This window comes from Caulobacter sp. FV1ye6ST (assembly GCF_058681225.1).
The window spans coordinates 4,332,023-4,352,704 of sequence record NZ_CM178733.1 but is presented as its reverse complement, the minus strand read 5'-3'; the positions used below and the strand labels follow the sequence as shown (position 1 = coordinate 4,352,704).

Sequence of the window (20,682 nt, the reverse complement as noted above, 5' to 3'; positions counted from 1 at the left end):
GGAAGCGACGTTGAGTTAAGAGAAACACTTCCAGCCTGAAGCGGTTCTGAGCCGCTCGTTATGTTCTGTTCATCTTGTGTCCAGGGATCGACTTAGGCCGCCTGGGCGAGGCGCGCGGCGGTCATGGCCGCTTCAATCGCGCCATAGAGCTTGGTGACCTCGATCGGCTTGGCCACGTGGCCGTCCATGCCGGCCGCCAGATAGTCCTCGACCTGATGGGCCAGGGCGTTGGCGGTGACGGCGATGATCGGCGTGCGGACGCGGCCTTGTTCGCCTTCCAGGGCGCGGATGGCGCGCGCGGCCTCGACGCCGTCCATGACGGGCATGTGGATGTCCATCAGCACGATATCGAACGTTCCGGTCCGCCAGGCCTCGACGCAGGCCCGGCCGTCGGCGACCGTGGTCACCTCGGCGTTGAGCGGGGCCAGGACGGCGGCGACGACCTTCTGGTTGGTCGGATTGTCGTCGGCGGCCAGCACGCGCAGGCGAGCCGTCTCGGCCGGGGCGGCCAGCGTCGCGGCCGCATGGTCGTCGTCGATATAGTGGACGTCGACGATCGCTTCCTCGCGGGGAAGGGAGAGCAGGACGGTGAAGGTCGAACCGCGGCCTTCGCGGCTCTGGACCTTGATCGAGCCGTCCATCAGCGCCGCCAGCTCGCGGCAGATGGCCAGGCCCAGGCCCGAGCCGCCGAAGCGGCGCGTGGTCGAGCTGTCGGCCTGGACGAACTTGTCGAACAGGCGCGGCAGGATCTCGGACGAGATGCCGATGCCGGTGTCGGCCACGTCGATGCGCAGGCCCGAGCCGTCCTCGGCCGAGGCGAAGCGCACCGCGACGGCGCCTTCCAGGGTGAACTTCAGGGCGTTGGCGATCAGGTTGCCCAGGATCTGGCGCAGGCGGTCGGAATCGCCGCGCCACAGGCCCTGCGCCTCGGGCGCGACGGCGACCTCGAAGGCCAGGCCCCGGTCGCGCGCCTGGGGCGCGTAGGTCTCGCGGATCGACTGCGCCAGTTGGGCGATGTCGAACGGGCGGTCGGTGATCTCCAGGCGGCCGGCCTCGATCTTGGAGAGGTCCAGCACATCGTTCAGCACCCCCAGCAGCACCGCGCCCGATTCGCGGATCACCTTCAGACGCTCGCGCTGGGTGTCGCTCATCTTGTCCATGGCCATCAGCTCGGCCATGGCCAGCACGCCGTTCAGGGGCGTGCGGATCTCGTGGCTCATATTGGCCAGGAAGTGGGACTTCAGGACGTTGGCGGCGTTGGCGTCGTCGCGCGCCTTGACCAGCTCGGCCATGGCGCCGCGCAGGTCGTGGTCGTTGGCTTCCAGCCGGCAGACCAGGTGGTTGAAACTGTCTGTCAGGCTCTGGAAGACGTCGTCCTCCGAGGTCTGCTCGACGGCCTTGAACCGGCCGCCGACGGCGGTCTCGTGCATGGCTTCCGACAGGCGCTCCATCGGTCGGGCCAGACGGCGCGCCAGGCTGTTGGCCAGGAGAATCGCCAGGCCCGCCGCGCCGAAGAACAGGGCGCCGGTCAGGGCCAGGTCGCGGGCCAGGGTCTGGCCCAGGCCCGGATGCTCGGCCAGGAGGACCAGCGTGCCTACATTTTGGGAGGACAGCTTGATCGGCCGCGACAGGGTGTCGGTGTCGGCCGGGTTGGACTCGCCCAGCTGGGCGACGACGCGGCCCTGGGTGTCGACGATGCGTACGCCCGCGACGCTGGGGGCCTTGGCCACCGCTTCCAGGGCGCGATAGACGCCGACCATGTTGTGATCCGCCAGGGGCGCCGCGGCGCCGGCGGCCGCCATCTGGGCCAGGATCTCGTGATTGGCGCGGGCTTCCTGCCGGGCGACGCTCCACTGCTGCAGCATGAAGCACAGGCACGCGGCGACCAGCGCCAGCACGGTCGTGGCCAAGGCCACGCCGGCGATGCGCGCCTGCAGCGGTGCGTGTGTGGACCCGCTATAGTTGTGGATGTTGGTCATCCCACGTCCAGGTATTCATTACTCTTGCGGCAGTGTGCCGCAAGGTTCCTAACGGTTCGCTTCCAAGGCGAGTGAGGCGGAGGATTAGTAGCGCGACATAACAACGCTAAGGCGCATTTTTGTGATTGCTTTTGCGTTAACAATCTATTTACCTTTCTGCTTAGTGTTTCGTTAAGGAGGCGGGTTTGGAAAAGATCTTTGTAGCGCAGCGTGTGGCCAACAAGCTGTATGCGACCGAAGCTGCGGTGGATGCGGCGATGGTCGAAGTCACGGAAATGATGGCCGAGCTGATCCAGGCCCGTAAGGACCTGAGCCTGTCGGCGACGGTGGGGAACGGCGCCAGCGCCAAGTTCGCGGAGGCCGTCCAGGCTCTGGCGATCGCGCGGACGGCGATCGTCGAGGCTCACAGCCAGCTGGATGAGACGCGCCTGCGCGTCGGTATCCGCACCAAGATGATCGGCTTCGACAAGGGTACGGACTTGCCCCCGGCCACGGGCTACAACGAAGTGACCCACTTGCGCGAAGCCATCTAAGCGAAGATTGCAATACTTTAATGCCTAGGGCCTCTAATTCCGGTTAGAGGCCCTATTGCTATGAGTCCCTTGATCGCGGCTTGGATGGGTTGGGCGATGCTGGCCATCGTCCTGGTGCTGGCTTGCTGGAAGGGCAGCCAGGCCGAGCGCCTTGGCGTGGCGATTTTCCTGACAGGCGCGGTCTACGCCATGGCGGTCTACGCCTTGGCTCCGCGAAGCCTCGTGCCGACGTTGCTCTTGCTGGGCGAAGGCGCGATGGGCGGGGGTTTCCTGTTCCTGGCCTTGCAGCACATGAATGCTTGGCTGGGGGTGGCCATGCTGTTGCAAGCGATCCAGTTCAGCCTGCACGCCTACTACCTGGTCGGCGACCTGCCGCGCGACCGCACCTTCGCGATGGTCAACAATCTGGATTCGATCGGCGTGCTGCTCTGCATCCTGGCTGGGACGATCCTGGCGTGGCGCAGACGCCTCCGCGCGGCAAAATAATTGCCGCCGCCGGACGAAACGTCACGGTCCTCGCAAAAATCTCCCCTTGCAATCCGATGCGAAACGCGGTTCTTCGCCGGCGGGCCACATCCCCCCAACGGGATGCAGTCCATCTGTAAGGATGGGAGACATCGCTATGACGACCCTCGCCAAGCCGGCGCAACGCCCGGCTCGCCCCGAGTTCTCTTCCGGTCCGTGCGCCAAAAGGCCCGGCTGGACCCCCGAAAATCTCAGAAACGCGGTCTTGGGCCGTTCGCACCGCTCGAAGCTGGGCAAGGCGCGCCTGAAGGCCGCCATCGACCAGACGCGGCAAGTTCTGGAAGTCCCCGCCGACTTCCTGATCGGCATCGTCGCAGGTTCGGACACCGGCGCGGTCGAGATGGCCCTGTGGTCGATGCTGGGCGCCCGCCCCGTGCAACTGATGGCCTTCGAGTCCTTCGGCAAGGACTGGGTCACGGACGTCACCAAGCAACTGAAGCTGCCCGACGTGGAGGTGCTCAGCGCCCCGTACGGCCAGCTGCCCGACACCACCAAGGTCGATCCGGCCAAGGATCTGGTCTTCACCTGGAACGGCACGACCTCGGGCGTGCGCGTCCCGAACGCCGACTTCATCTCGGCCGACCGTGAAGGCATCACCATCTGCGACGCCACCAGCGCCGCCTTCGCCCAGGACCTGGACTGGGACAAGCTGGATGTCGTGACCTTCTCCTGGCAGAAGGCCCTGGGCGGCGAAGGGGCGCACGGGATCCTGATCCTGTCGCCGCGCGCCGTGGCCCGCCTGGAAAGCCACACGCCGGCCTGGCCGATGCCGAAGCTGTTCCGCATGACCAAAGGCGGCAAGGTTTCCCTCGACATCTTCGAGGGCGCGACGATCAACACGCCCTCGATGCTGTGTGTCGAAGACGCTCTGGACGCCCTGAAATGGGCCTCGTCCATCGGCGGTCTGCAGGCCATGCAGGCCCGCGCCGACCAGAACCTGGCCGTGCTGGCCGACTGGGTCGCCAAGACCCCGTGGGTCGATTTCCTGGCCGCCACGCCGGACATCCGCTCCAACACCTCGGTGTGCCTGAAGGTGGTCGATCCCACGATCGCCGCCCTGCCGGAAGACGCCCAGGCCGACTTCGCCAAGAAGCTGGCCAGCCTGCTCGAGAAAGAGGGCGCCGCTCTCGACATCGGCGGCTATCGCGACGCCCCGGCCGGCCTGCGCATCTGGTGCGGCGCCACGGTGGAGGCTTCCGACCTGGAAGCCCTGACGCCCTGGCTCGACTGGGCCTTCGCCACCGTCTCGGCCGAACTGGCCGCCGCTTAAGCAACGCACTGCGCCGAACCCCTCCCCCCAATTTCCTTAAAGGAATGGGCGGGGAGGGGCAGGGGTGGGGGTGTTTCCCCGACCCATCCGCGCCCGCACCCCCTCCCCCAGCCCCTCCCCGCAAGGGGGAGGGGAGCAAGGTACAGAACCATGACCGCTCCCCGCGTTCTCATCGCTGACAAGCTCAGCCCCGCCGCCGTCGACATCTTCAAGAACCGCGGCGTCGACTTCGACATCAAGGTCGGCCTGTCCAAGGACGAGCTGATCGCCGTGATCGGCGACTATGACGGCATCGCCATCCGCTCGGGCGCCAAGCTCGACAAGGACGTGATCGCCGCCGCCCACAAGCTGCAGGTCATCGCCCGCGCCGGCATCGGCGTCGACAATGTCGACATCCCGGCCGCCACGGCCAAGGGCATCGTCGTGATGAACACGCCCTTCGGCAACTCGATCACCACGGCCGAGCACGCCATCGCCATGATGTTCGCCCTGGCCCGCCAGCTGCCCGCCGCCGACGCCTCGACCCAGGCCGGCAAGTGGGAGAAGAACCGCTTCATGGGCGTGGAGCTGTACGCCAAGACCCTGGGTCTGATCGGGGCCGGCAACATCGGCGGCATCGTCGCCGACCGGGCGCTGGGCCTGAAGATGAAGGTCGTGGCGTACGACCCGTTCCTCAGCCCCGAGCGCGCCGTCGAGATGGGCGTCGAGAAGGTCGAACTGGACGATCTGCTGGCCCGCGCCGACGTCATCACCCTGCACACCCCGCTGACCGACAAGACCCGCAACATCCTGTCGGCCGAGAACCTAGCCAAGACCAAGAAGGGCGTGCTGATCGTCAACTGCGCGCGCGGCGGCCTGGTCGATGAGGTCGCCCTGCGCGCCCTGCTCGACAGCGGCCATGTCGGCGGCGCCGGGTTCGACGTCTTCGTCACCGAGCCGGCCAAGGAAAACCCGCTGTTCGGTTCGGACCGCGTGGTGGCCACCCCGCACTTGGGCGCCAGCACCTCGGAAGCGCAGGAGAACGTGGCCCTGCAGGTCGCCGAGCAGGTCAGCGACTACCTGCTGACCGGCGCGGTCACCAACGCCCTCAACAGCCCCTCGATCACGGCCGAGGAAGCCCCGAAGCTGAAGCCGTTCGTGGCCCTGGCCGAGAAGATCGGCGCCCTGGCCGGCCAGATGGTCGACTTCGGCATCACGGCGATCGACATCGCCTTCGAGGGCGAGGTTTCCAACCTCAACGTCAAGCCGATGACCTCGGCGGCCCTGGCCGGCGTGCTGAAGCCGATGCTGGCCGAGATCAACATGGTCTCCGCCCCGGCCATCGCCAAGGATCGCGGCATCACCGTCTCGGAGAGCCGCCAGGAAGTCAGCCCCACCTATGACAGCCTGATGCGCGTGACCATCACCACCGAGAAGGGCAAGCGCAGCTTCGCCGGCACGGTGATCGCCGGCGCTCCGCGCGTCGTCGAGGTCAAGGGCATGGAGCTGGACGCGGCCTTCTCGCCGGCCATGCTCTATATCAACAACCTGGATAAGCCGGGCTTCATCGGCGCCCTGGGCATGTTGCTGGGCGAGGCGGGCGTCAACATCGCCACCTTCAACCTGGGCCGCGTCTCGGCCGACGAGGACGCCATCGCGCTGGTCGGCGTCGACCAGGCGCCGGCCGCCGACCTGCTGGCCAAGATCCAGGCTCTGCCGCACGTGAAGGAAGCGCGCGCGCTGACGTTCTGATGAAAGATGCTCCCCCGCTCCGCGGGGGAGCTGGCCCCCTCCGGCCCTCTGGGCCAAAAGGCCTCCATGTCCCTGATCACGCCTCGCAAGATCAACCGGCTGGGCTTCGCGGTCTTCGTCGCGGCCGTGGCCTTCACGCTCTATGCCGCCCTGGCGCCGGGCGACGACACCAAGGGCCTGATCCCATGGGACAAGGCCAAGCACTTCATCGTCTTCTACGGCCTGACCTTCCTGGCCACGCTGGCCCTGCCCAAGAGCCGGTTCTGGAAGATCGGGATCGTGCTGCTGGGCTTCGGGATCGGCATCGAGATCCTTCAGGGCCTGCCGATCATCGGCCGCGACGCGGACTTTTTCGACGTGGTCGCCGACACCTGCGGCATCGGCTTCTTCTTCGGTCCGATCGTCGTGCGCCAGTGGCTGGATGACGCTCAGGCGTAAGCTAGATGCTCGGCCTGGAAGTAGAACAGCCACTCCAGTTTCAGCACGTTGATCAGCTCCCGGAAGCTGGGCGGCTCGTAGCGCGACACCACGTGCAGCGGCACGCCGCGGATCTTCAGGATCTCGACCAGCAGCACCAATGAGGTGTCGACCGAGGCGATCCGCGCCGCCCGCTCGATCACCGTGCTCCAGTCGACCAGACTGTAGCCCTCGACGAACCGCAGGCGCACCTCCTTCTCCGGTGCGCGATGCGGGAAGGGGATGGTGCGGCTGCTGCAGGTCTCGTTGATCAGGCAGTACGGAACGCCGTCATCCAGGCCCAGTTCGCGGAAGAGGCGCTCTTCCTTCTCCCGGTCGCGCCGCAGTTCGACATGGTCGGCCCAGTCGTCCATCGCCACGCCGGCGACCTCGTACTTCAGGTCCATGGTCTGTTCGGGCGCGTACCGCCAGGAGAAGAACAGCGACAGATAGGTGTAGTCCGGCCCCTCGATCGGACCGCGGGCGATCTTGTCGTGCAGGAACATCATCTCGTCGCGGAAATCGAAGTTTTCCGTGTCGAGGATCGGCGTCTCGACATTGGCCGGCATGACCAGGGTGTCGTAGACCCAGCGGTGCTTTTGCAGCACGGGCAGGATCACGCGGCGGCCGTTCTGGGCGTAGGTCTTGACGATCTTCTGGATGAAGAACAGGTCGCCGACCATGCCGGGCTGGAAGATGATGACCGGCTTCATGAGCCCCGCCGAATCGTGAAGCCCTCAGCTTCGCACACCTGGGCCAGGTCGTCGTCCCAAGGGGCGAGCGTCGCGCGGCCCCTGTCAGTCTCCCTGTTCCATGGAAAGGCGCAGGTCGCGATAGGCGGTCACGAGGGCGTCCTGGCTGAAGGCGAGGTTGCGGCCGCTGGGATTGGGCAGCACCCAGGCGACGGCGCCGCCGAAGGGTTTGGCCTGCCGGCCCCAATCGACGGACCGACGCCCCACCATGGCCGCATAGGCCGCCTTGCCCAGGAAGGCGACATGGGCCGGCGTCCAGCGACGGACCCACGCCTCGAACCCGGAGGCCGCGTCGATGAACTCGGCGCGAGCCAGGTCGTCGACGCCGGCGGTCGGCCGCTCGACCACGCTGGTGATCCCCAGACCATAGGTCAGCAGGCTGGCGTCGTCCTCGGCGGCGATCAGATGCGGCGTGAACCCGGCCAGGTGCAGCACGCGCCAGAACCGGTTACTTCGTCCGACGAAGTGGTGGCCCTCGGCGGCCGCCGACAGTCCCGGATTCAGCCCGCAGAACACGACCGACAGGCCCGGCGCGACGATGTCCGGCAACGGCTTCTCAGACATTCAGCGCCCTCGGCCCACTGACGAACCGATTGCCGCGCAGATAGAAGCTTAGCGGCCTGTCCGCGTCCTTGGTGATGCCGATCCGGACGCCCTGGCCGATGTCGGCGGGCTCGTGATCGTCATGGGCCAGCCACAGCGGGCCCTCGGCGCACAGGTCCAGCCCGTCGGCCCATGGGCCGATCCGTAGCGCCTGGGCCAGTCGCCCGGGGCCTCGGGCCAGGTCGCGCAACGTCTCGGTCCCGCGATAGGTTTGCATCAGCGTGATCCCCTCCAGCGGCTCCAACGCCCGGATCAGGACGCCGGCCCCGGTCCCCTCGGCCTCGCTGGAGATGTTGAACATCCAGGAAACGCCATAGGCCAGATAGACATAGGCATGGCCGCGCTCGCCGAACATCGACCGGGTGCGCGGGGTCATGCCCCGGACGGCGTGGCTGGCCGCGTCGCCGAGGACATAGGCCTCGGTCTCGACGATCCGTCCACTGATGACGCCGTCGGGTGTCTCGCGCACGACCACCTTGCCGAGCAGGAAGCGGGCGAGGGTCTCGGTGTCGACCGGCAGCTCGGCGCGGGCCAGACGTCTCAACAGCTGTCCACCCTCACGCTCCAGGGCTTGGACACCCCCGCCGCCGCGTCCAGCCCGCCGATGATCCAGCGCCGGGTGTCGGCCGGGTCGATGACCGCGTCGATCTCCAGGGCGGCGGCCATGCTGGTCGCCTTGCCGGCCGCGTAGAGCCGCGCCACCAACTGTTCGTAGAGCGCCTTCTGCTTGGCGGGATCGGTCTCGGCTTCCAGCTCCTTGCGGTAGCCCAGCTTGACCGCGCCCTCCAGGCCCATGCCGCCGAACTCCCCCGTCGGCCAGGCGGCGATGAAGGCCGGGGAATGGAAGCTGCCGCCGGCCATGGCCTGGGCCCCGAGGCCGTAGCCCTTGCGGGTGACCACGGTGAACAGCGGGCCGCGCAGCTTGGCCCCGGCGATGAACTGGCGGCTGACCCGGCGCACGGCGGCGGCGTCCTCGCTCTCCGGTCCGACCATGAAGCCGGGGGTGTCGCACAGGCTGAGCACCGGCAGGGCGAAGGCGTCGCAAAGCTGCAGGAACCGCGCGGCCTTCTCGGCGCCCTCGCAGTCGATCGCCCCGCCCAGATGGCGCGGGTCATTGGCGATCAGGCCCATCGGCCGGCCCTCGATCCGGATCAGGCCGGTGACCATCCCGGCCGCGAAGCCGCCGCGCAGCTCCAGGAACGAACCCTCGTCCACCAGGCCGGCGATCAGGGCGCGGACGTCATAGACCCGCAGCCGGTTCTCGGGGATCGCGCCCCGCAGCCGCCGCTGGTCGGGCGCGGTCCAGGTGGGCAGCGATCCCTGGAAGTAGGACAAGGCCTGCTTGGCCAGCCGGGTGGCGTGGGCCTCGTCGTCGGCCAGTATGTCGATGACGCCGTTGGCCCACTGGTGCGCCGAAGGGCCGATCTGTTCGGGCTTGAACACCCCCAGCCCGCCGCCCTCGATCATCGCCGGCCCGCCCATGCCCAGATTGGAGTCACGCGTGGCGATGATGATCTCCGACAGGCCGGCGATGGCGGCGTTGCCGGCGAAGCAGCGGCCCGCGACGATGGCGATCTTGGGGACCAGGCCCGACAGCTGGGCGAAGCTCCTGAACGTGGGGACATCCAGCCCCGCCACGGCCGTGGTGTCGGTGTCGCCCGGCCGCCCGCCGCCGCCTTCCGCGAACCAGACGACCGGCAGCTTCTGGTCGGCGATCACCGCCATCAGCCGGTCGGACTTGCGGTGGTTCATCGCGCCCTGCGTGCCGGCCAGCACCGTGAAGTCGTAGGCCAGGGCCGCCGTCCGCGCCTTGTCCGCCGGGAAGAGGCCGCCGTTGACGGTCCCGATGCCGGTGATCAGCCCGTCGGCGGGGGTGGCGACGATCAGGTCCTCGGTCGAGCGCCGCCGCTTTTGGGCCGCGATCGCCAGGGCCCCGTATTCCAGGAAACTGCCGGGATCCACGAGGTCGTCGATGTTCTCGCGCGCCGTGCGGTGGCCGGTCTTGCGGCGTTTGGCGACGGCGTCGGGGCGGGCCTTGTCCAGAGTGTAGCGGTGGCGGGCGATGACCTCGGCGAGGTCGGGGCGGATGGCTTCCAGGTCCTCGGCGAGGGTTTCGACGGCGACGGTCGCGTCCATCTCGACCGGCTCCAGGAACACCAGAGGCTGGCCCTCGGCGACGGTCGCGCCAGGCGCGGCGGCGATCTTCAGCACCCGGCCTCCGGTCGTGGCGTGGACCAGATGCTCCATCTTCATGGCCTCCAGCACCGCCAGGGCCTGGCCGGGGCGGACGAGGTCGCCTTCCGCCACCGCGATCGAACCGACCGTGGCCGAAAGCGGCGCGGCGACGGTGACCGCGCCGTCCAGGGTCTCGAAGGTCTGGGCGGCGCTGTCCTCCGGCAAGCCGGCGACCAGTTCGGCGGCATGGTCCTCGATGAACCGGGTCGTGAACACCGCGGTTTTTGGTACCGTTGTGTTGAGGATCGCCCGCACCAGCGGCGCGGTGGTCGAAACGCCCGTGATGGCGAACTCCGCCAGCGCCCGGTCGAGCCGCGCCGAGGCCTCGGCATGGGTCCGTCCGCGCGCGATCACCTTGGCCAGCAGGCTGTCGTAAGCGCCGCCGACCGCCGTCCCCGCCGTGACCCCGGCGTCGACCCGCACGCCCGGACCACCCGGCGGGCTCCAGGCGCCGATCATCCCGCTGGAGGGCTTCACCAAGCCTTCGGCGGTCAGGGTCTCGGCATTGATCCGCGCCTGGATGGCGACGCCGAAGGCGGGCGGAACCTCCAGGTCCAGGGGCTTACCCGCCGCCAAGTCGAACTGCAGCCGCACCAGGTCCAGCCCCGTGACCTCCTCGGTCACCGTGTGCTCGACCTGCAGGCGCGGATTGACCTCCAGGAAGAAGGCTTCCTGGCTGTCGGCGTCGATCAGGAACTCGACCGTCGCCAGACCGCGATAGCCGGCGCACAGGGTCTCGGCATGCTTCCAGAGGTCGGCGCGCAGGGTCCCGGGCAGGACAGCCGGGGCGGTCTCGACCAGCTTCTGGTTCCGCCTTTGGAGCGAGCAGTCGCGGTCGCCGATCGCCAGCACGCGGGATCCGTCGCCGACGATCTGCACCTCGATGTGCCGCGCCCGTTCGATCCGCTTCTCGGCATAGAGCCCGCCGTCGCCGAACGCGGCCAGGGCCTCTCGTTCACAGGCGGCGAAGGCGGCGTCCAGCTCGCCGGGATCCAGCACCGCGCGCATCCCGCGCCCGCCGCCGCCGGCCCGCGCCTTCAGCATGATCGCGCCGTGCTCGGCCTGGAAGGCGCGCGCCGCGTCCAGGTCGATCGCACCGGTTCCGGGGATCAGCGGGACGCCGCGCTCGGCCGCCAGCGCGCGCGCGGCGGCCTTGTCGCCGAAGGTCTCCAGGTGCGCGGGCGAGGGGCCGACGAAGACGATCCCGGCCTGCGCGCACGCTCGCGCCAGGGCGGGGTTCTCCGACAGGAAGCCATAGCCTGGATGCAGGGCGTCGCAGCCTTGCGTCTTGGCCGCCGCCACGATCGCGGCGATGTCGAGATAGGCCCGCGCGCCCGTACCGGGCAGGGCTATCGCTTGGTCGGCGGCGCCGACATGGGGCGAGCCCGCGTCGTCGGTCGCGTAGACCGCCACGCTCGTAAGCCCGGCCTCCGCCGCCGCGCGGGCGATGCGGACGGCGATCTCGCCACGGTTGGCGATCAGGACGCGGGTGAAAGTCATGACGTTTCCTGCGAGGCTTCATACGGCCGTTTGAGACACTTTGGCCGGTCCTGCCCGACTCTCCAAGGCTTGACTCTCCCCCTTCACAAGATCAGAACAAAAGTGGAACAAGGAGTGTGGAATGGCCGGCTCGCGCGAGGCGCGTCTTGCGGCCCTCAGAGGCCGGATCGCCGCGATCGAAGCGGGGACTCGGACTCCGAATCCCGTCCTGCCGTTCGGGGAGCCGGCCATCGATGGCTGCTTTCCGGGCGGCGGCCTGCCGCTGGGCGGCTGGCACGAGGTGACGGGCGCGGGGCTGGAGAGCGAGACCGGGGCGGCCCCCGCCGCCTTCGTCGGCCTGCTACTGCGCCCGCTGGTGAAGACGGGCGCGATCGTCTGGATCGCCCGGCGCAACGACCTGTTCGCGCCCGGCCTGTTCGGCCTGGGTTTCCCGACCGAGCGGCTGATCCAGGTCCGCACCCGCGACGAGGCCGAGACCCTGTCGGTGCTGGAGGACGCGCTGTCCACGCAAGGCGTGGCCGCCGCCGTCGGCGAGGCCGAGGCTCCGGACCTGACCGCCGGCCGCCGCCTGCAACTGGCCTGCGAGAAACGCGGCGGCCTCGGGGTGGTGCTGCACCGAAGACCCTATGGAGGGCGAGCGGGGCAGGGCCAGGCGGTGTCCGGCTCGGCGTCGTTCAGCCGCTGGCGGATCGGGCCGTCGCCGACCCCGCCGCCAGCGGACGACATCGGCCTTGGCCCCCCGCGCTGGCGGGTCGAACTGGAACGGTGCCGGGGCGGACGTCCCGGGTCTTGGATCTTGCAAGCACAGGAGGCCGGCCATGGCCCGCATCCTTTCCGTCTGGTGTCCCAACTGGCCGATCACGACGTGGCGCCGGCGGAACCCGGGCTACGACACGTCGGCTGAAGCGCCTCCGTTCGCTCTGCTGGCCACGGAAGGCGGGACCCGACGCCTCGTCGCTGTCGATGAGACCGCCCGCGCCCTTGGCCTGGGCCCCGGTCAGAAGGCCGCCGACGCCATGGCGCTCGTGCCCAACCTCGTGACCTTCGACCACGACCCGGCCGCCGACCGCCTGGCGCTGGAAGCCCTGTGCGACTGGTGCGTGCGCTTCTCGCCGGCCGTGGCGATCGACGGGCGCGACGGCCTGTTCCTGGACATCACCGGGACCGACCACCTGTGGGGCGGAGAGGACGACATGCTGGTCGACCTCGTCGGCCGGCTGGCCCGCTGGGGTGTGCCGGCCCGCGCGGCGATCGCCGACACGGCCGGGGCGGCCTGGGCTCTTGCGCGCTTCGGCGACGACTTGGCCATTGTCGCGCCAGGCGAGCAGCGCGCGGCGATCGAGGGCCTGCCCGTCGCGGCCCTGCGCCTGGAGGACGCCGCCGAGGCCCAGCTGCCGCGCCTGGGTTTGCACCGCGTCGGCCAGCTCTTCGCCCTGCCGCGCGCCCAGCTGGCCAAGCGCTTTGGCCTCGCCTTGACCCTGCGGCTCGACCAGGCCCTGGGCATGGCGTCCGAGGCGCTGAGCTTCCGCCGCCCGGCCACGCCCTGGTTCGATCGGCTGGCCTTCTTCGAGCCGATCAGCGCGCCCGAGGACCTGGCCCGCGTGACCGGCGACGCCCTGGCCCTGATCTGCCAGCGGCTGGAGGCCGAGGGGCGCGGGGCCAAGCGCTTCGAGATCGTGTTCCACCGCCTGGACGGCCAGGCCTATCCCATCCGCGCGGGCCTGGCCCGTATCGGCCGCGACGCCAGGCGGCTGACCAAGCTGATGGTCCCCAAGCTGGACGCGGTCGACCCTGGCTTCGGCATCGAGGTGGTCACCGTCCACGCCGCCGCCGTCGAGCCCCTGGCGGCGGCGCAGGATCGATTGGACTCGGAGACGGGAACCAGCCTCGACGAGACCCTGGCGCCCCTGGTCGACCGGCTCGTCAACCGCCTGGGCGAGACCCGCGTCTGGCGCGCCGACCCGTATGCGAGCCACGTCCCCGAGCGTTCGGTGATCCGCAACGCCCCGCTCGACCCGCCGGCGGCGACGGGCTGGGACCCCGACCGCCCGCGCCCGGTGCGGCTGTTCAAGCGTCCGGAGGCGATCGTCGCCATCGCCGCTGAACTGCCCGACTATCCGCCGCGCCTGTTCACCTGGCGCGGCCGTCCGCACCGCGTTCGCCGCGCCGAAGGCCCCGAACGCATCGGCCAGGAATGGTGGCGCGCCGGGGTCGGCGAGACCGATACGGGCCCCGGCAAGATCCGCGACTACTACCGTGTCGAGGACGATGCGGGCGGGCGCTTCTGGATTTTCCGGCAAGGGCTGTTCGGCGGCAATGAGGCCCCGAAGTGGTGGATCCATGGGCTGTTCGGATGACCGCCTATGCCGAGCTCCAGACCACCACCAACTTCTCGTTCCTGCGCGGCGCCTCGCACGCGGAGGAGCTGGCCATCGCCGCCGAGGCGCTGGGCCTTTCCGCCATCGGCGTCACCGACCGCAACAGCCTGGCCGGGATCGTGCGCGCCTGGACGGCGGCCAAGACGCGGAATGTCCGGGTGCTGAGCGGCTGCCGGCTGGACTTCATGGACGGCACGCCCAGCCTGCTCTGCTACCCGACCGACCGCGAGGCCTTCGGCCGGTTGACGCGCCTGCTGACGCTGGGCCAGCGGCGGGCCGGAAAGGGCGAGTGCCACCTGTCCTGGCGGGACTTCCTGGACCATTCCGACGGCCAGATCGGGCTGATCATCCCGCCGAAGGACCTGAACGAGGCCTTCGAGCGCGATCTCTACCGGATGGCCGGCGACCTGCGTGGGCGATCCTGGCTGGCGGCCAGCCGGGCCTATGCCGCCCAGGACCTCAAGCGCCTCTCGCGCCTGGACGCGCTGGGCCGTCAGGCCGGCGCGCCGATCGTGGCGACCAACGACGTCCTCTATCACGGCCCCGAGCGGCGACCGTTGCAGGACGTCATCACCTGCGTGCGTCAGCACTGCACGATCCAGCAGGCGGGGTTCCACCTCGAGGCCAATGCCGAGCGCCACATCAAGTCGCCGGCCGAGATGGCGCGCCTGTTCGACCGCTGGCCGCGGGCGGTCGAGCGGACGGTCGAGATCGTCGAGCGGATCGGCTTCGACCTCGGCCAGCTCAACGAGGAATATCCGGACGAGCCCGTGCCTGCCGGCAAGACGGCGATGGAGCACCTGAGCGATCTCACCTGGTCCGGCGCGGCCTGGCGCTATCCCGCTGGCGTTCCCGAGAAGGTCGCCAAACAGCTGAAGGAAGAGCTGCGGCTGATCGCCAAGATGGACTATCCCAACTACTTCATCACCGTGCATGACATCGTGCGCGAGGCCCGTCGCATGGGCATACTGTGCCAGGGGCGCGGGTCGGCGGCCAATTCCTCGGTCTGCTTCTGCCTGGGCGTGACGGCGATCGATCCGACCCAGCACCGGCTGCTGTTCACCCGCTTCATCTCCGAGAACCGCGGCGAGCCGCCGGATATCGACGTCGACTTCGAGCACGAGCGGCGCGAGGAGGTGATGCAGTACATCTACCGCCGCTATGGCCGGGAATATGCCGCCATCTGCGGAACGGTGATCCACTACCGCCCGCGCAGCGCCATCCGCGATGTCGGCAAGGCCCTGGGCCTGACCGAGGACGTCACCAACCTGCTGGCCGGCACGGTCTGGGGCAGCTGGGGCTCGGGCCTGCCCGAGGAGCATCTGCGCAATGCGGGCCTGGATCCCAAGGCGCCGGAGATCGCCCGCGCGGTGACCCTGGCCACCGAGCTGATGGGCTTCCCGCGCCACCTGTCGCAGCACGTCGGGGGCTTCGTCCTGACCAAGCGGCGGCTGGACGAGACCGTGCCGATCGGTAACGCGGCCATGGCCGACCGCACCTTCATCGAGTGGGACAAGGACGACATCGACAGCCTGAAGCTGATGAAGGTCGACATCCTGGCGCTGGGCATGCTGACCGCCATCCAGCGGGCCTTCGGCATGTTGCGGGCCGATCACGGGGAGAAGATCACGGATCTGGCCGATGTCCCGGTCGAGCTGCCCGGCGTCTATGACATGCTGTGCGTGGCCGACAGCGTGGGCGTGTTCCAGGTCGAGAGCCGGGCGCAGATGTCGATGCTGCCCAGGCTGAAACCCCGGCGGTTCTACGACCTGGTCATCGAGGTGGCGATCGTCCGGCCGGGGCCGATCCAGGGCGACATGGTGCACCCGTACCTGAAGCGCCGGAGCGGGATCGAGCCCGTCGAATGGCCAGCGCCCTCGCCCGAACATGGCCCCGAGAACGAGCTGAGGGAGATCCTCGGCAACACCTACGGCGTGCCGCTGTTCCAGGAACAGGCCATGAGTCTCGCCATCGAGGCGGCCAAGTTCACGCCGGACGAGGCCGACGGCCTGCGCAAGGCCATGGCCACCTTCCGTAACCTCGGGACCCCCGCCGAGTACCGCGACAAGTTCGTCGAGGGCATGGCTTCGCGCGGCTACCAGCGCGACTTCGCCGAGCGGTGCTTCAAGCAGATCGAGGGCTTTGGCCACTACGGCTTCCCGGAGAGCCACGCGGCCAGTTTCGCCAAGCTCGTTTACGTCTCGGCCTGGATCAAATGGGCCTGGCCGGACGTGTTCTGCGCGGCGTTGATCAACTCCCAGCCCATGGGCTTCTACCAGCCGGCCCAGCTGGTCCGCGACGCGCGCGAGCATGGGGTGGAGGTGCTGGCGCCGGACATCCTGGCCAGCGACTGGGACTGCACGCTGGAGGCGGGCACGACGCCTTCCTCCCCCGTCATGGGCGAAGCGGTGGAGGGAGCGCGCCGGTTCAGGCCCCGCGCCGACAAGATCGCCAACGACCAGAACCGCCCGCGCTGGAAGGCCGTCCGCCTGGGCTTCCGCCAGATCAAGGGGCTGAAGAAAGCCGACGTCGAAACCCTGGTCCACGCCCGCGCCGAAGGCGCCCGCACGCCGGGCGAGTTCGCGCGGGGCGGCGTGCCGCAGCGGGCGCTGGAGCTGCTGGCCGAGGCCGACGCCTTCGCCGCCGTCGGGCTGACCCGCCGCGAGGCGCTGTGGGCGGTCAAGGGGCTGAAGGGCGAGCACAAGGCGCCGGTGCGCGCGCCGCTGCTGGCCGGGCTGCCTCTGTTCGAGGACCGCGCGGCGCTGCCGGCCATGGGCCAGCCGCAGGAGGTGGCCGAGGACTATCGCACCACCAGCCTGTCGCTGAAGGATCATCCGTTGAGCTTCTACCGCGCCATGCTGACCCGGCGCGGGGTGATCACGGCCGAGCAGCTGCTGACCATCAAGGACGGCCGCAAGGTGTCGGTGGCGGGGCTGGTTCTGATCCGCCAGCGGCCGGGCACGGCCAAGGGCGTGGTGTTCGTCACCCTGGAGGACGAGACCGGCGTGGCCAATGCCGTGGTCTGGAAGGACCGCTTCGAGGCCGACCGCAATGTGGTGATGACCGCCTCGTTCCTGGTCGTCCATGGCCGGGTGCAACGGGCCGAGAACGTCATCCACGTGGTGGCCGAGGGCTTCACCGATCTTTCGGCGCACCTGTCCACCCTGCGCGACGAGCCGGGCGCCCCGGCCCCGCGCGTGCGCCAGAAGGTGTCGGGCCGGCTGCTACGAAGCCGGGATTTCCATTAGCCCAGGCAGGTGATGTCGCGCCTATCGGCTAAGGCAGGACAGGACGAAGGGAACGACCGTTCCGGCCACCAGCAGCAGTATATGGCGCATGCGGTGCAACGGCTGGCGCAGGGTCATCCAGACGCCGGTGATCGTCGACATGACCAGGCCGATCGACGCCAGGGCGAAGAACGCCTTCAGCAAGGTTGTCGGAAGCCGCTGAGCCTTGGCCTCTGGAGGCGATGCGGCCGGGGCGGGCCCCGGCGAGGGCTTTGTGGATGGCTTCGACTGGGGACGACGCCCTTCGCGATAGAGCTGTTTCTTATGGAGCACCCCCAGCTTGGCCACGATCGCCGGCGGCGCATAGCCGGGATGGGCCTCGTGCAACTCGTAGATCTGCAGCACGCCCGTTGCCGCGAAGAGCAGGACCGTGGGCGCGATGATCATGCCGATGTAGGTGTGCCACCTGCGCAGAAGCATCTGAAGGGCGGCCGGATGCCGAGGCAATCTTCTCGCCGGGCTGGTCGGCATGGTCATTCGCCTTGTCCTTCGCCGTCGCTGTCGCTGTCGAGGACAGCCTTGGGCGACGGCGGTGGCGGCGCATTGTGGCATGTCAAAGAGAGTCGAAGAACCCCGCTCGACCCTAGCCGGGCTTACCGCCCCAAACCCGCTTCAGCCCCAGATAGACCACCCCGGCGGCCACGAAGCTGGGCAGGGTGGCGCCGAGGTCCGGGGCCAGGCGGCTTAAGCCCTGATAGGCGGCGATGCCGATCGCCCAGGCCAGCAGGCCCGGTAGGTTCAGGCCGCCCTGGGCCGTGGAGATCGCGCGGCGGCGCAGGACGAAGTGGTCGGTCAGCAGCACGCCGAACAGCGGGGCGAACACCGAGCCGATCAGCAGCAGGAAGCCCTCGTACTGGGTGATCGGCGCGAACAGGGCGATCGTCGTGCACAGCGCGCCGAAGGCCAGGGCCAGGTTGGCCGGCTTGGCGGGGACCAGGGTCGCGGTCGAGACGGCGGCCGAGTGGATGTCGGCGAAGGTGTTGTCGGTCTCGTCGATGACGATCAGCAGCAGGGCGATCCCGCCGCCGCTGGCCGCCAGGGCCGTCAGCAGCAGGCTCTCGCCGCCGCCGCCCCCATTTCCAGAATTGGAGGCTAGAGCGTAGGCCGCGCCCAGGGCCATGAACCAGATATTGGACAGGACGTAGCCCGCCGCCGAGCCCTTGAACATGCCGCCGCTGGTGCGGCCAAAGCGGGTGTAGTCGGCGATCAGCGGCAGCCACGACAGCGGCATGGCCACCACCAGGTCGACCCCGGCCCCGAAGCTCATCTCGCCGGTGCCGGCCTTGGCCAGCAGGGCGGCGAGGTCGTGCTCGGCGAGCAGTCGCCAGCTGAGCCAGCCGGCGCCGGCGAGCAGCAGCCACAGGCCCCAGGCGCGCAGGAAGCGGCGCACGAATGACACCGGCCCCTGGATGGCCAGGAAGGTCGCCAGGATCCCGAACGCCAGGGTCCAGATCATCGGGTTGGAAAAGCCGAAGGTCCGCTTGGCCAGGGCGTCGGCGCTGTCGCGCATGGCGATGATCTCGAACGCGCCCCAGCCGGTCAGCTGGATGGCGTTGAGCACGGCCGGGACCGCCGCGCCGCGCGCGCCCAGGGCCAGCCGCAGCGTGCCGACGGCGGAGAGGCCGGTATCGCTGCCGACCACGCCGGCGGCGGCCAGCAGCAGGGCGCCCAGCACCGAGCCGGTGACGATCGCCGCCAAGGCCATGCCCAGGCTGAGGCCTGGAACCAGGAACGCGCCGGCCTGCAGCACCAGCAGGCCGATGCCCAGGCTGAACCAAAGCGAAAAGGCGTCCTGGGCGCGGAAGACCCGGCGCGCTTCCGGCACGGGGGTCAGGGGATCGTAGCTGTCGTCGAGTTGGGCCATAAACTCCGCTTTAGCAGGTCGTCTTCGGGGCGCGATACCGAAGACGATCCTCCGTACTCGGCTAGACGGGCGCCTTGGCGACCGGCGGCGGCGCGTCCAGGGCCTCGCGCAGGGCCGGCTGGCGCGAGCGACTGACGGGCAGGGGCGGGCCTTCGCGCAGGTGCAGCCGCCACCGGTCGCCGTCGCGCTCCAGCCGCTGGACGTGGGCCAGATTGGCGATCACCGACCGATGGATCCGCAGGAAATTGGCCGGCAGCTGGGTCGTCAGGCCGTCCAGGCGCGCGGCGTGCAGCAGGCTGCGGCCGCCCGCCATCCGCAGCTCGACATAGTCGTCGGCCCCGACGACCGCGAGGATCTCGGCGATCGGCGCCAGCTCCACGCCCCGCGCCGAGGCCACGGTCAGGCGGTCGGGCTGGCTGGCGGCGCGGGTCAGGGCGGCCTCGCGGCCCCGGTCGTCGCGGCCCAACCGCACCACCTCGACCATCAGCAGCGGCAGCACCAGCACCGCGGCGAGCAGGAAATAGGAGAAGTCGGCCAGCCATTCGGGGAAGCCCAGGGCCAGGGCGAGGAACAACGCCAGATAGGCCAGGGTCAGCCGCGCGCCGGGCAGACGCGCCCGCACCCCGGCGGCGGCCGGCGCGGAGGCGAGCGCCACGCCCAGGATCAGCGCCCAGACCGTCTTGACGTCGAAGCCCGGCAGCAGGGCCGTGGCGCCGACCACGCCCATGGCCAAGCCTATCATCAGCCCCCTTGCCCGGGGGAGAAAGCGGCCGGCGGCATAGGTCACCAGCAGGACCGCGAAGGCCGCGGCCAGCCCCCAGATGGCGCCCATCCGCCAAGCGTGCAGGGGATAGGGATAGTCGAACAGCGACCTCAGGCTCTCGACGATGGCCTGAGAGGCCGCGACGCCCGCCATCGCGGCCAGGACCAGGCTGGAGCCGGTGCGGCGCATGGCGTGGATGACGCCGAAGCCGAACGCCGCCGCCAGCAGAGCGCCGGTCGCCACGAAGGTGATCGCCAGCATCGCGGCGCGCCGCGGATAGGGATAGGGCATCACCCGCAGGGCGCTCATCGGCCGGTCGAACCGCAGGCCGCCGTGGAATGACGACAGGCGCAGCACCAGGCTGTTGTCGCCGGGGCGCCACAGGGTCTCGCGGATCGGAAACACCGCCTGGTAGCGCCCGGGGACCTCGTCCCGCGCCGCGTCGCCAGGGCGACCATTGGCGCCCAGGCGCTGGCCGTTGATCCAGGCCTCGGACGAGGCGACGCCGGCCACGTAGAGGGCGTGCGGTCGGGCGTCGGTCGGCGCGGCGAGGGGCGCGCGGATCCACAGCGCCCGCCCCTGGGGATCGACGAAATCCTGGACCGGATGGCAGTCGGTCAACACCGGACCGGCCGGACCCATGGCGCCGTGACAGGCCTCCCACGGCAGGTCGTCCGCGCGGGCCAGGGTCGTGAGGCCGGTTAGGATCAGGCCGAGAAGCAAGGTTCGCCACATGGCGTCATCCTATACGGCGCCGCTCGCCGAACCGCCCCGCCATTCGCCGATCCAGCGCCGCCATTGACCGA

At 69.5% G+C, this 20,682-nt stretch carries 15 protein-coding genes and 1 pseudogene; 8 read left to right on the top strand and 8 right to left on the bottom strand.

Annotation, left to right across the window (positions count from 1 at the left end; translation table 11 throughout):
* Nucleotides 1–92: 92 nt before the first annotated feature.
* Nucleotides 93–1,998 (bottom strand): annotated as a pseudogene (locus tag ACW175_RS20645) (ATP-binding protein).
* 166 nt (nt 1,999–2,164) lie between these two features.
* On the opposite strand from ACW175_RS20645, the gene ACW175_RS20640 reads away from it, so the two are divergent.
* The 5 genes from ACW175_RS20640 to ACW175_RS20620 all read left to right on the top strand — a co-directional run bounded on the left by ACW175_RS20640 (nt 2,165) and on the right by ACW175_RS20620 (nt 6,476).
* A complete protein-coding gene (locus tag ACW175_RS20640) occupies nt 2,165–2,512 on the top strand; it encodes a hypothetical protein (RefSeq protein WP_492101819.1) in 348 nt (115 codons plus the stop codon).
* Nucleotides 2,513–2,572: 60 nt separating this feature from the next.
* Entirely contained in the window at nt 2,573–2,998 is a 426-nt protein-coding gene (locus ACW175_RS20635) for a hypothetical protein (RefSeq protein WP_492101818.1), read from the top strand.
* Nucleotides 2,999–3,134: 136 nt separating this feature from the next.
* Nucleotides 3,135–4,307, top strand: coding sequence for a phosphoserine transaminase (locus ACW175_RS20630; RefSeq protein ID WP_492101817.1), 1,173 nt, complete (start codon nt 3,135–3,137; stop codon nt 4,305–4,307).
* A 150-nt stretch (nt 4,308–4,457) separates the two neighbouring features.
* On the top strand, nt 4,458–6,038 hold the full coding sequence (gene serA / locus ACW175_RS20625; protein WP_492101816.1) for a phosphoglycerate dehydrogenase: 1,581 nt from the start codon (nt 4,458–4,460) through the stop codon (nt 6,036–6,038).
* A gap of 66 nt (nt 6,039–6,104) precedes the next feature.
* Complete coding sequence (locus tag ACW175_RS20620; RefSeq protein ID WP_492101815.1) at nt 6,105–6,476, top strand: VanZ family protein; 372 nt, start codon at nt 6,105–6,107, stop codon at nt 6,474–6,476.
* Here ACW175_RS20620 and ACW175_RS20615 read toward each other — a convergent pair.
* The 4 genes from ACW175_RS20615 to ACW175_RS20600 form a co-directional block, all read right to left on the bottom strand.
* A complete protein-coding gene (locus ACW175_RS20615; RefSeq protein ID WP_492101814.1) occupies nt 6,467–7,207 on the bottom strand; it encodes a hypothetical protein in 741 nt (246 codons plus the stop codon). The two genes, ACW175_RS20620 and ACW175_RS20615, sit on opposite strands and share 10 nt — an antisense overlap.
* 84 nt (nt 7,208–7,291) lie before the next feature.
* Nucleotides 7,292–7,810, bottom strand: a complete 519-nt coding sequence (gene mug, locus ACW175_RS20610; RefSeq protein WP_492101813.1) for a G/U mismatch-specific DNA glycosylase — start codon at nt 7,808–7,810, stop codon at nt 7,292–7,294.
* Nucleotides 7,803–8,393, bottom strand: coding sequence for a DNA-3-methyladenine glycosylase (locus ACW175_RS20605; RefSeq protein WP_492101812.1), 591 nt, complete (start codon nt 8,391–8,393; stop codon nt 7,803–7,805). Before ACW175_RS20605 ends, mug begins: the two co-directional genes overlap by 8 nt.
* Entirely contained in the window at nt 8,390–11,584 is a 3,195-nt protein-coding gene (locus tag ACW175_RS20600) for an acetyl-CoA carboxylase family protein (protein ID WP_492101811.1), read from the bottom strand. The genes ACW175_RS20605 and ACW175_RS20600 overlap by 4 nt, the downstream gene beginning before the upstream one ends.
* A 121-nt stretch (nt 11,585–11,705) precedes the next feature.
* On the opposite strand from ACW175_RS20600, the gene ACW175_RS20595 reads away from it, so the two are divergent.
* Genes ACW175_RS20595 through ACW175_RS20585 form a run of 3 tightly spaced genes read left to right on the top strand, consistent with a single transcriptional unit; the run spans nt 11,706 to nt 17,210 of the window.
* Nucleotides 11,706–12,488, top strand: coding sequence for an ImuA family protein (locus ACW175_RS20595; protein ID WP_492101810.1), 783 nt, complete (start codon nt 11,706–11,708; stop codon nt 12,486–12,488).
* A complete protein-coding gene (locus ACW175_RS20590; RefSeq protein ID WP_492101809.1) occupies nt 12,403–13,941 on the top strand; it encodes a Y-family DNA polymerase in 1,539 nt (512 codons plus the stop codon). Before ACW175_RS20595 ends, ACW175_RS20590 begins: the two co-directional genes overlap by 86 nt.
* Entirely contained in the window at nt 13,938–17,210 is a 3,273-nt protein-coding gene (locus ACW175_RS20585; protein ID WP_492101808.1) for an error-prone DNA polymerase, read from the top strand. The genes ACW175_RS20590 and ACW175_RS20585 overlap by 4 nt, the downstream gene beginning before the upstream one ends.
* A gap of 21 nt (nt 17,211–17,231) precedes the next feature.
* On the opposite strand, the gene ACW175_RS20580 is transcribed toward ACW175_RS20585, so the two are convergent.
* From ACW175_RS20580 to ACW175_RS20570, 3 genes are all read right to left on the bottom strand, one after another.
* Entirely contained in the window at nt 17,232–17,726 is a 495-nt protein-coding gene (locus ACW175_RS20580) for a hypothetical protein (RefSeq protein WP_492101807.1), read from the bottom strand.
* Nucleotides 17,727–17,832: 106 nt separating this feature from the next.
* Complete coding sequence (gene cytX / locus ACW175_RS20575; protein ID WP_492101806.1) at nt 17,833–19,113, bottom strand: putative hydroxymethylpyrimidine transporter CytX; 1,281 nt, start codon at nt 19,111–19,113, stop codon at nt 17,833–17,835.
* A 61-nt stretch (nt 19,114–19,174) separates the two neighbouring features.
* Complete coding sequence (locus ACW175_RS20570) at nt 19,175–20,611, bottom strand: LytTR family DNA-binding domain-containing protein (RefSeq protein ID WP_492101805.1); 1,437 nt, start codon at nt 20,609–20,611, stop codon at nt 19,175–19,177.
* Between the last annotated feature and the right edge of the window lie 71 nt (nt 20,612–20,682).

Excerpts from the sequence above, each read along its gene's own strand:
- ACW175_RS20635 (WP_492101818.1), top strand. The coding sequence starts at position 2,573 with ATGAGTCCCTTGATCGCGGCTTGGATGGGTTGGGCGATGCTGGCCATC.
- ACW175_RS20630 (WP_492101817.1), top strand. The coding sequence starts at position 3,135 with ATGACGACCCTCGCCAAGCCGGCGCAACGCCCGGCTCGCCCCGAGTTC.
- serA (WP_492101816.1), top strand. The coding sequence starts at position 4,458 with ATGACCGCTCCCCGCGTTCTCATCGCTGACAAGCTCAGCCCCGCCGCC.
- ACW175_RS20620 (WP_492101815.1), top strand. The coding sequence starts at position 6,105 with ATGTCCCTGATCACGCCTCGCAAGATCAACCGGCTGGGCTTCGCGGTC.
- ACW175_RS20615 (WP_492101814.1), bottom strand. The coding sequence starts at position 7,207 with ATGAAGCCGGTCATCATCTTCCAGCCCGGCATGGTCGGCGACCTGTTC.
- mug (WP_492101813.1), bottom strand. The coding sequence starts at position 7,810 with ATGTCTGAGAAGCCGTTGCCGGACATCGTCGCGCCGGGCCTGTCGGTC.
- ACW175_RS20600 (WP_492101811.1), bottom strand. The coding sequence starts at position 11,584 with ATGACTTTCACCCGCGTCCTGATCGCCAACCGTGGCGAGATCGCCGTC.
- ACW175_RS20595 (WP_492101810.1), top strand. The coding sequence starts at position 11,706 with ATGGCCGGCTCGCGCGAGGCGCGTCTTGCGGCCCTCAGAGGCCGGATC.
- ACW175_RS20590 (WP_492101809.1), top strand. The coding sequence starts at position 12,403 with ATGGCCCGCATCCTTTCCGTCTGGTGTCCCAACTGGCCGATCACGACG.
- ACW175_RS20585 (WP_492101808.1), top strand. The coding sequence starts at position 13,938 with ATGACCGCCTATGCCGAGCTCCAGACCACCACCAACTTCTCGTTCCTG.
- ACW175_RS20580 (WP_492101807.1), bottom strand. The coding sequence starts at position 17,726 with ATGACCATGCCGACCAGCCCGGCGAGAAGATTGCCTCGGCATCCGGCC.
- cytX (WP_492101806.1), bottom strand. The coding sequence starts at position 19,113 with ATGGCCCAACTCGACGACAGCTACGATCCCCTGACCCCCGTGCCGGAA.
- ACW175_RS20570 (WP_492101805.1), bottom strand. The coding sequence starts at position 20,611 with ATGTGGCGAACCTTGCTTCTCGGCCTGATCCTAACCGGCCTCACGACC.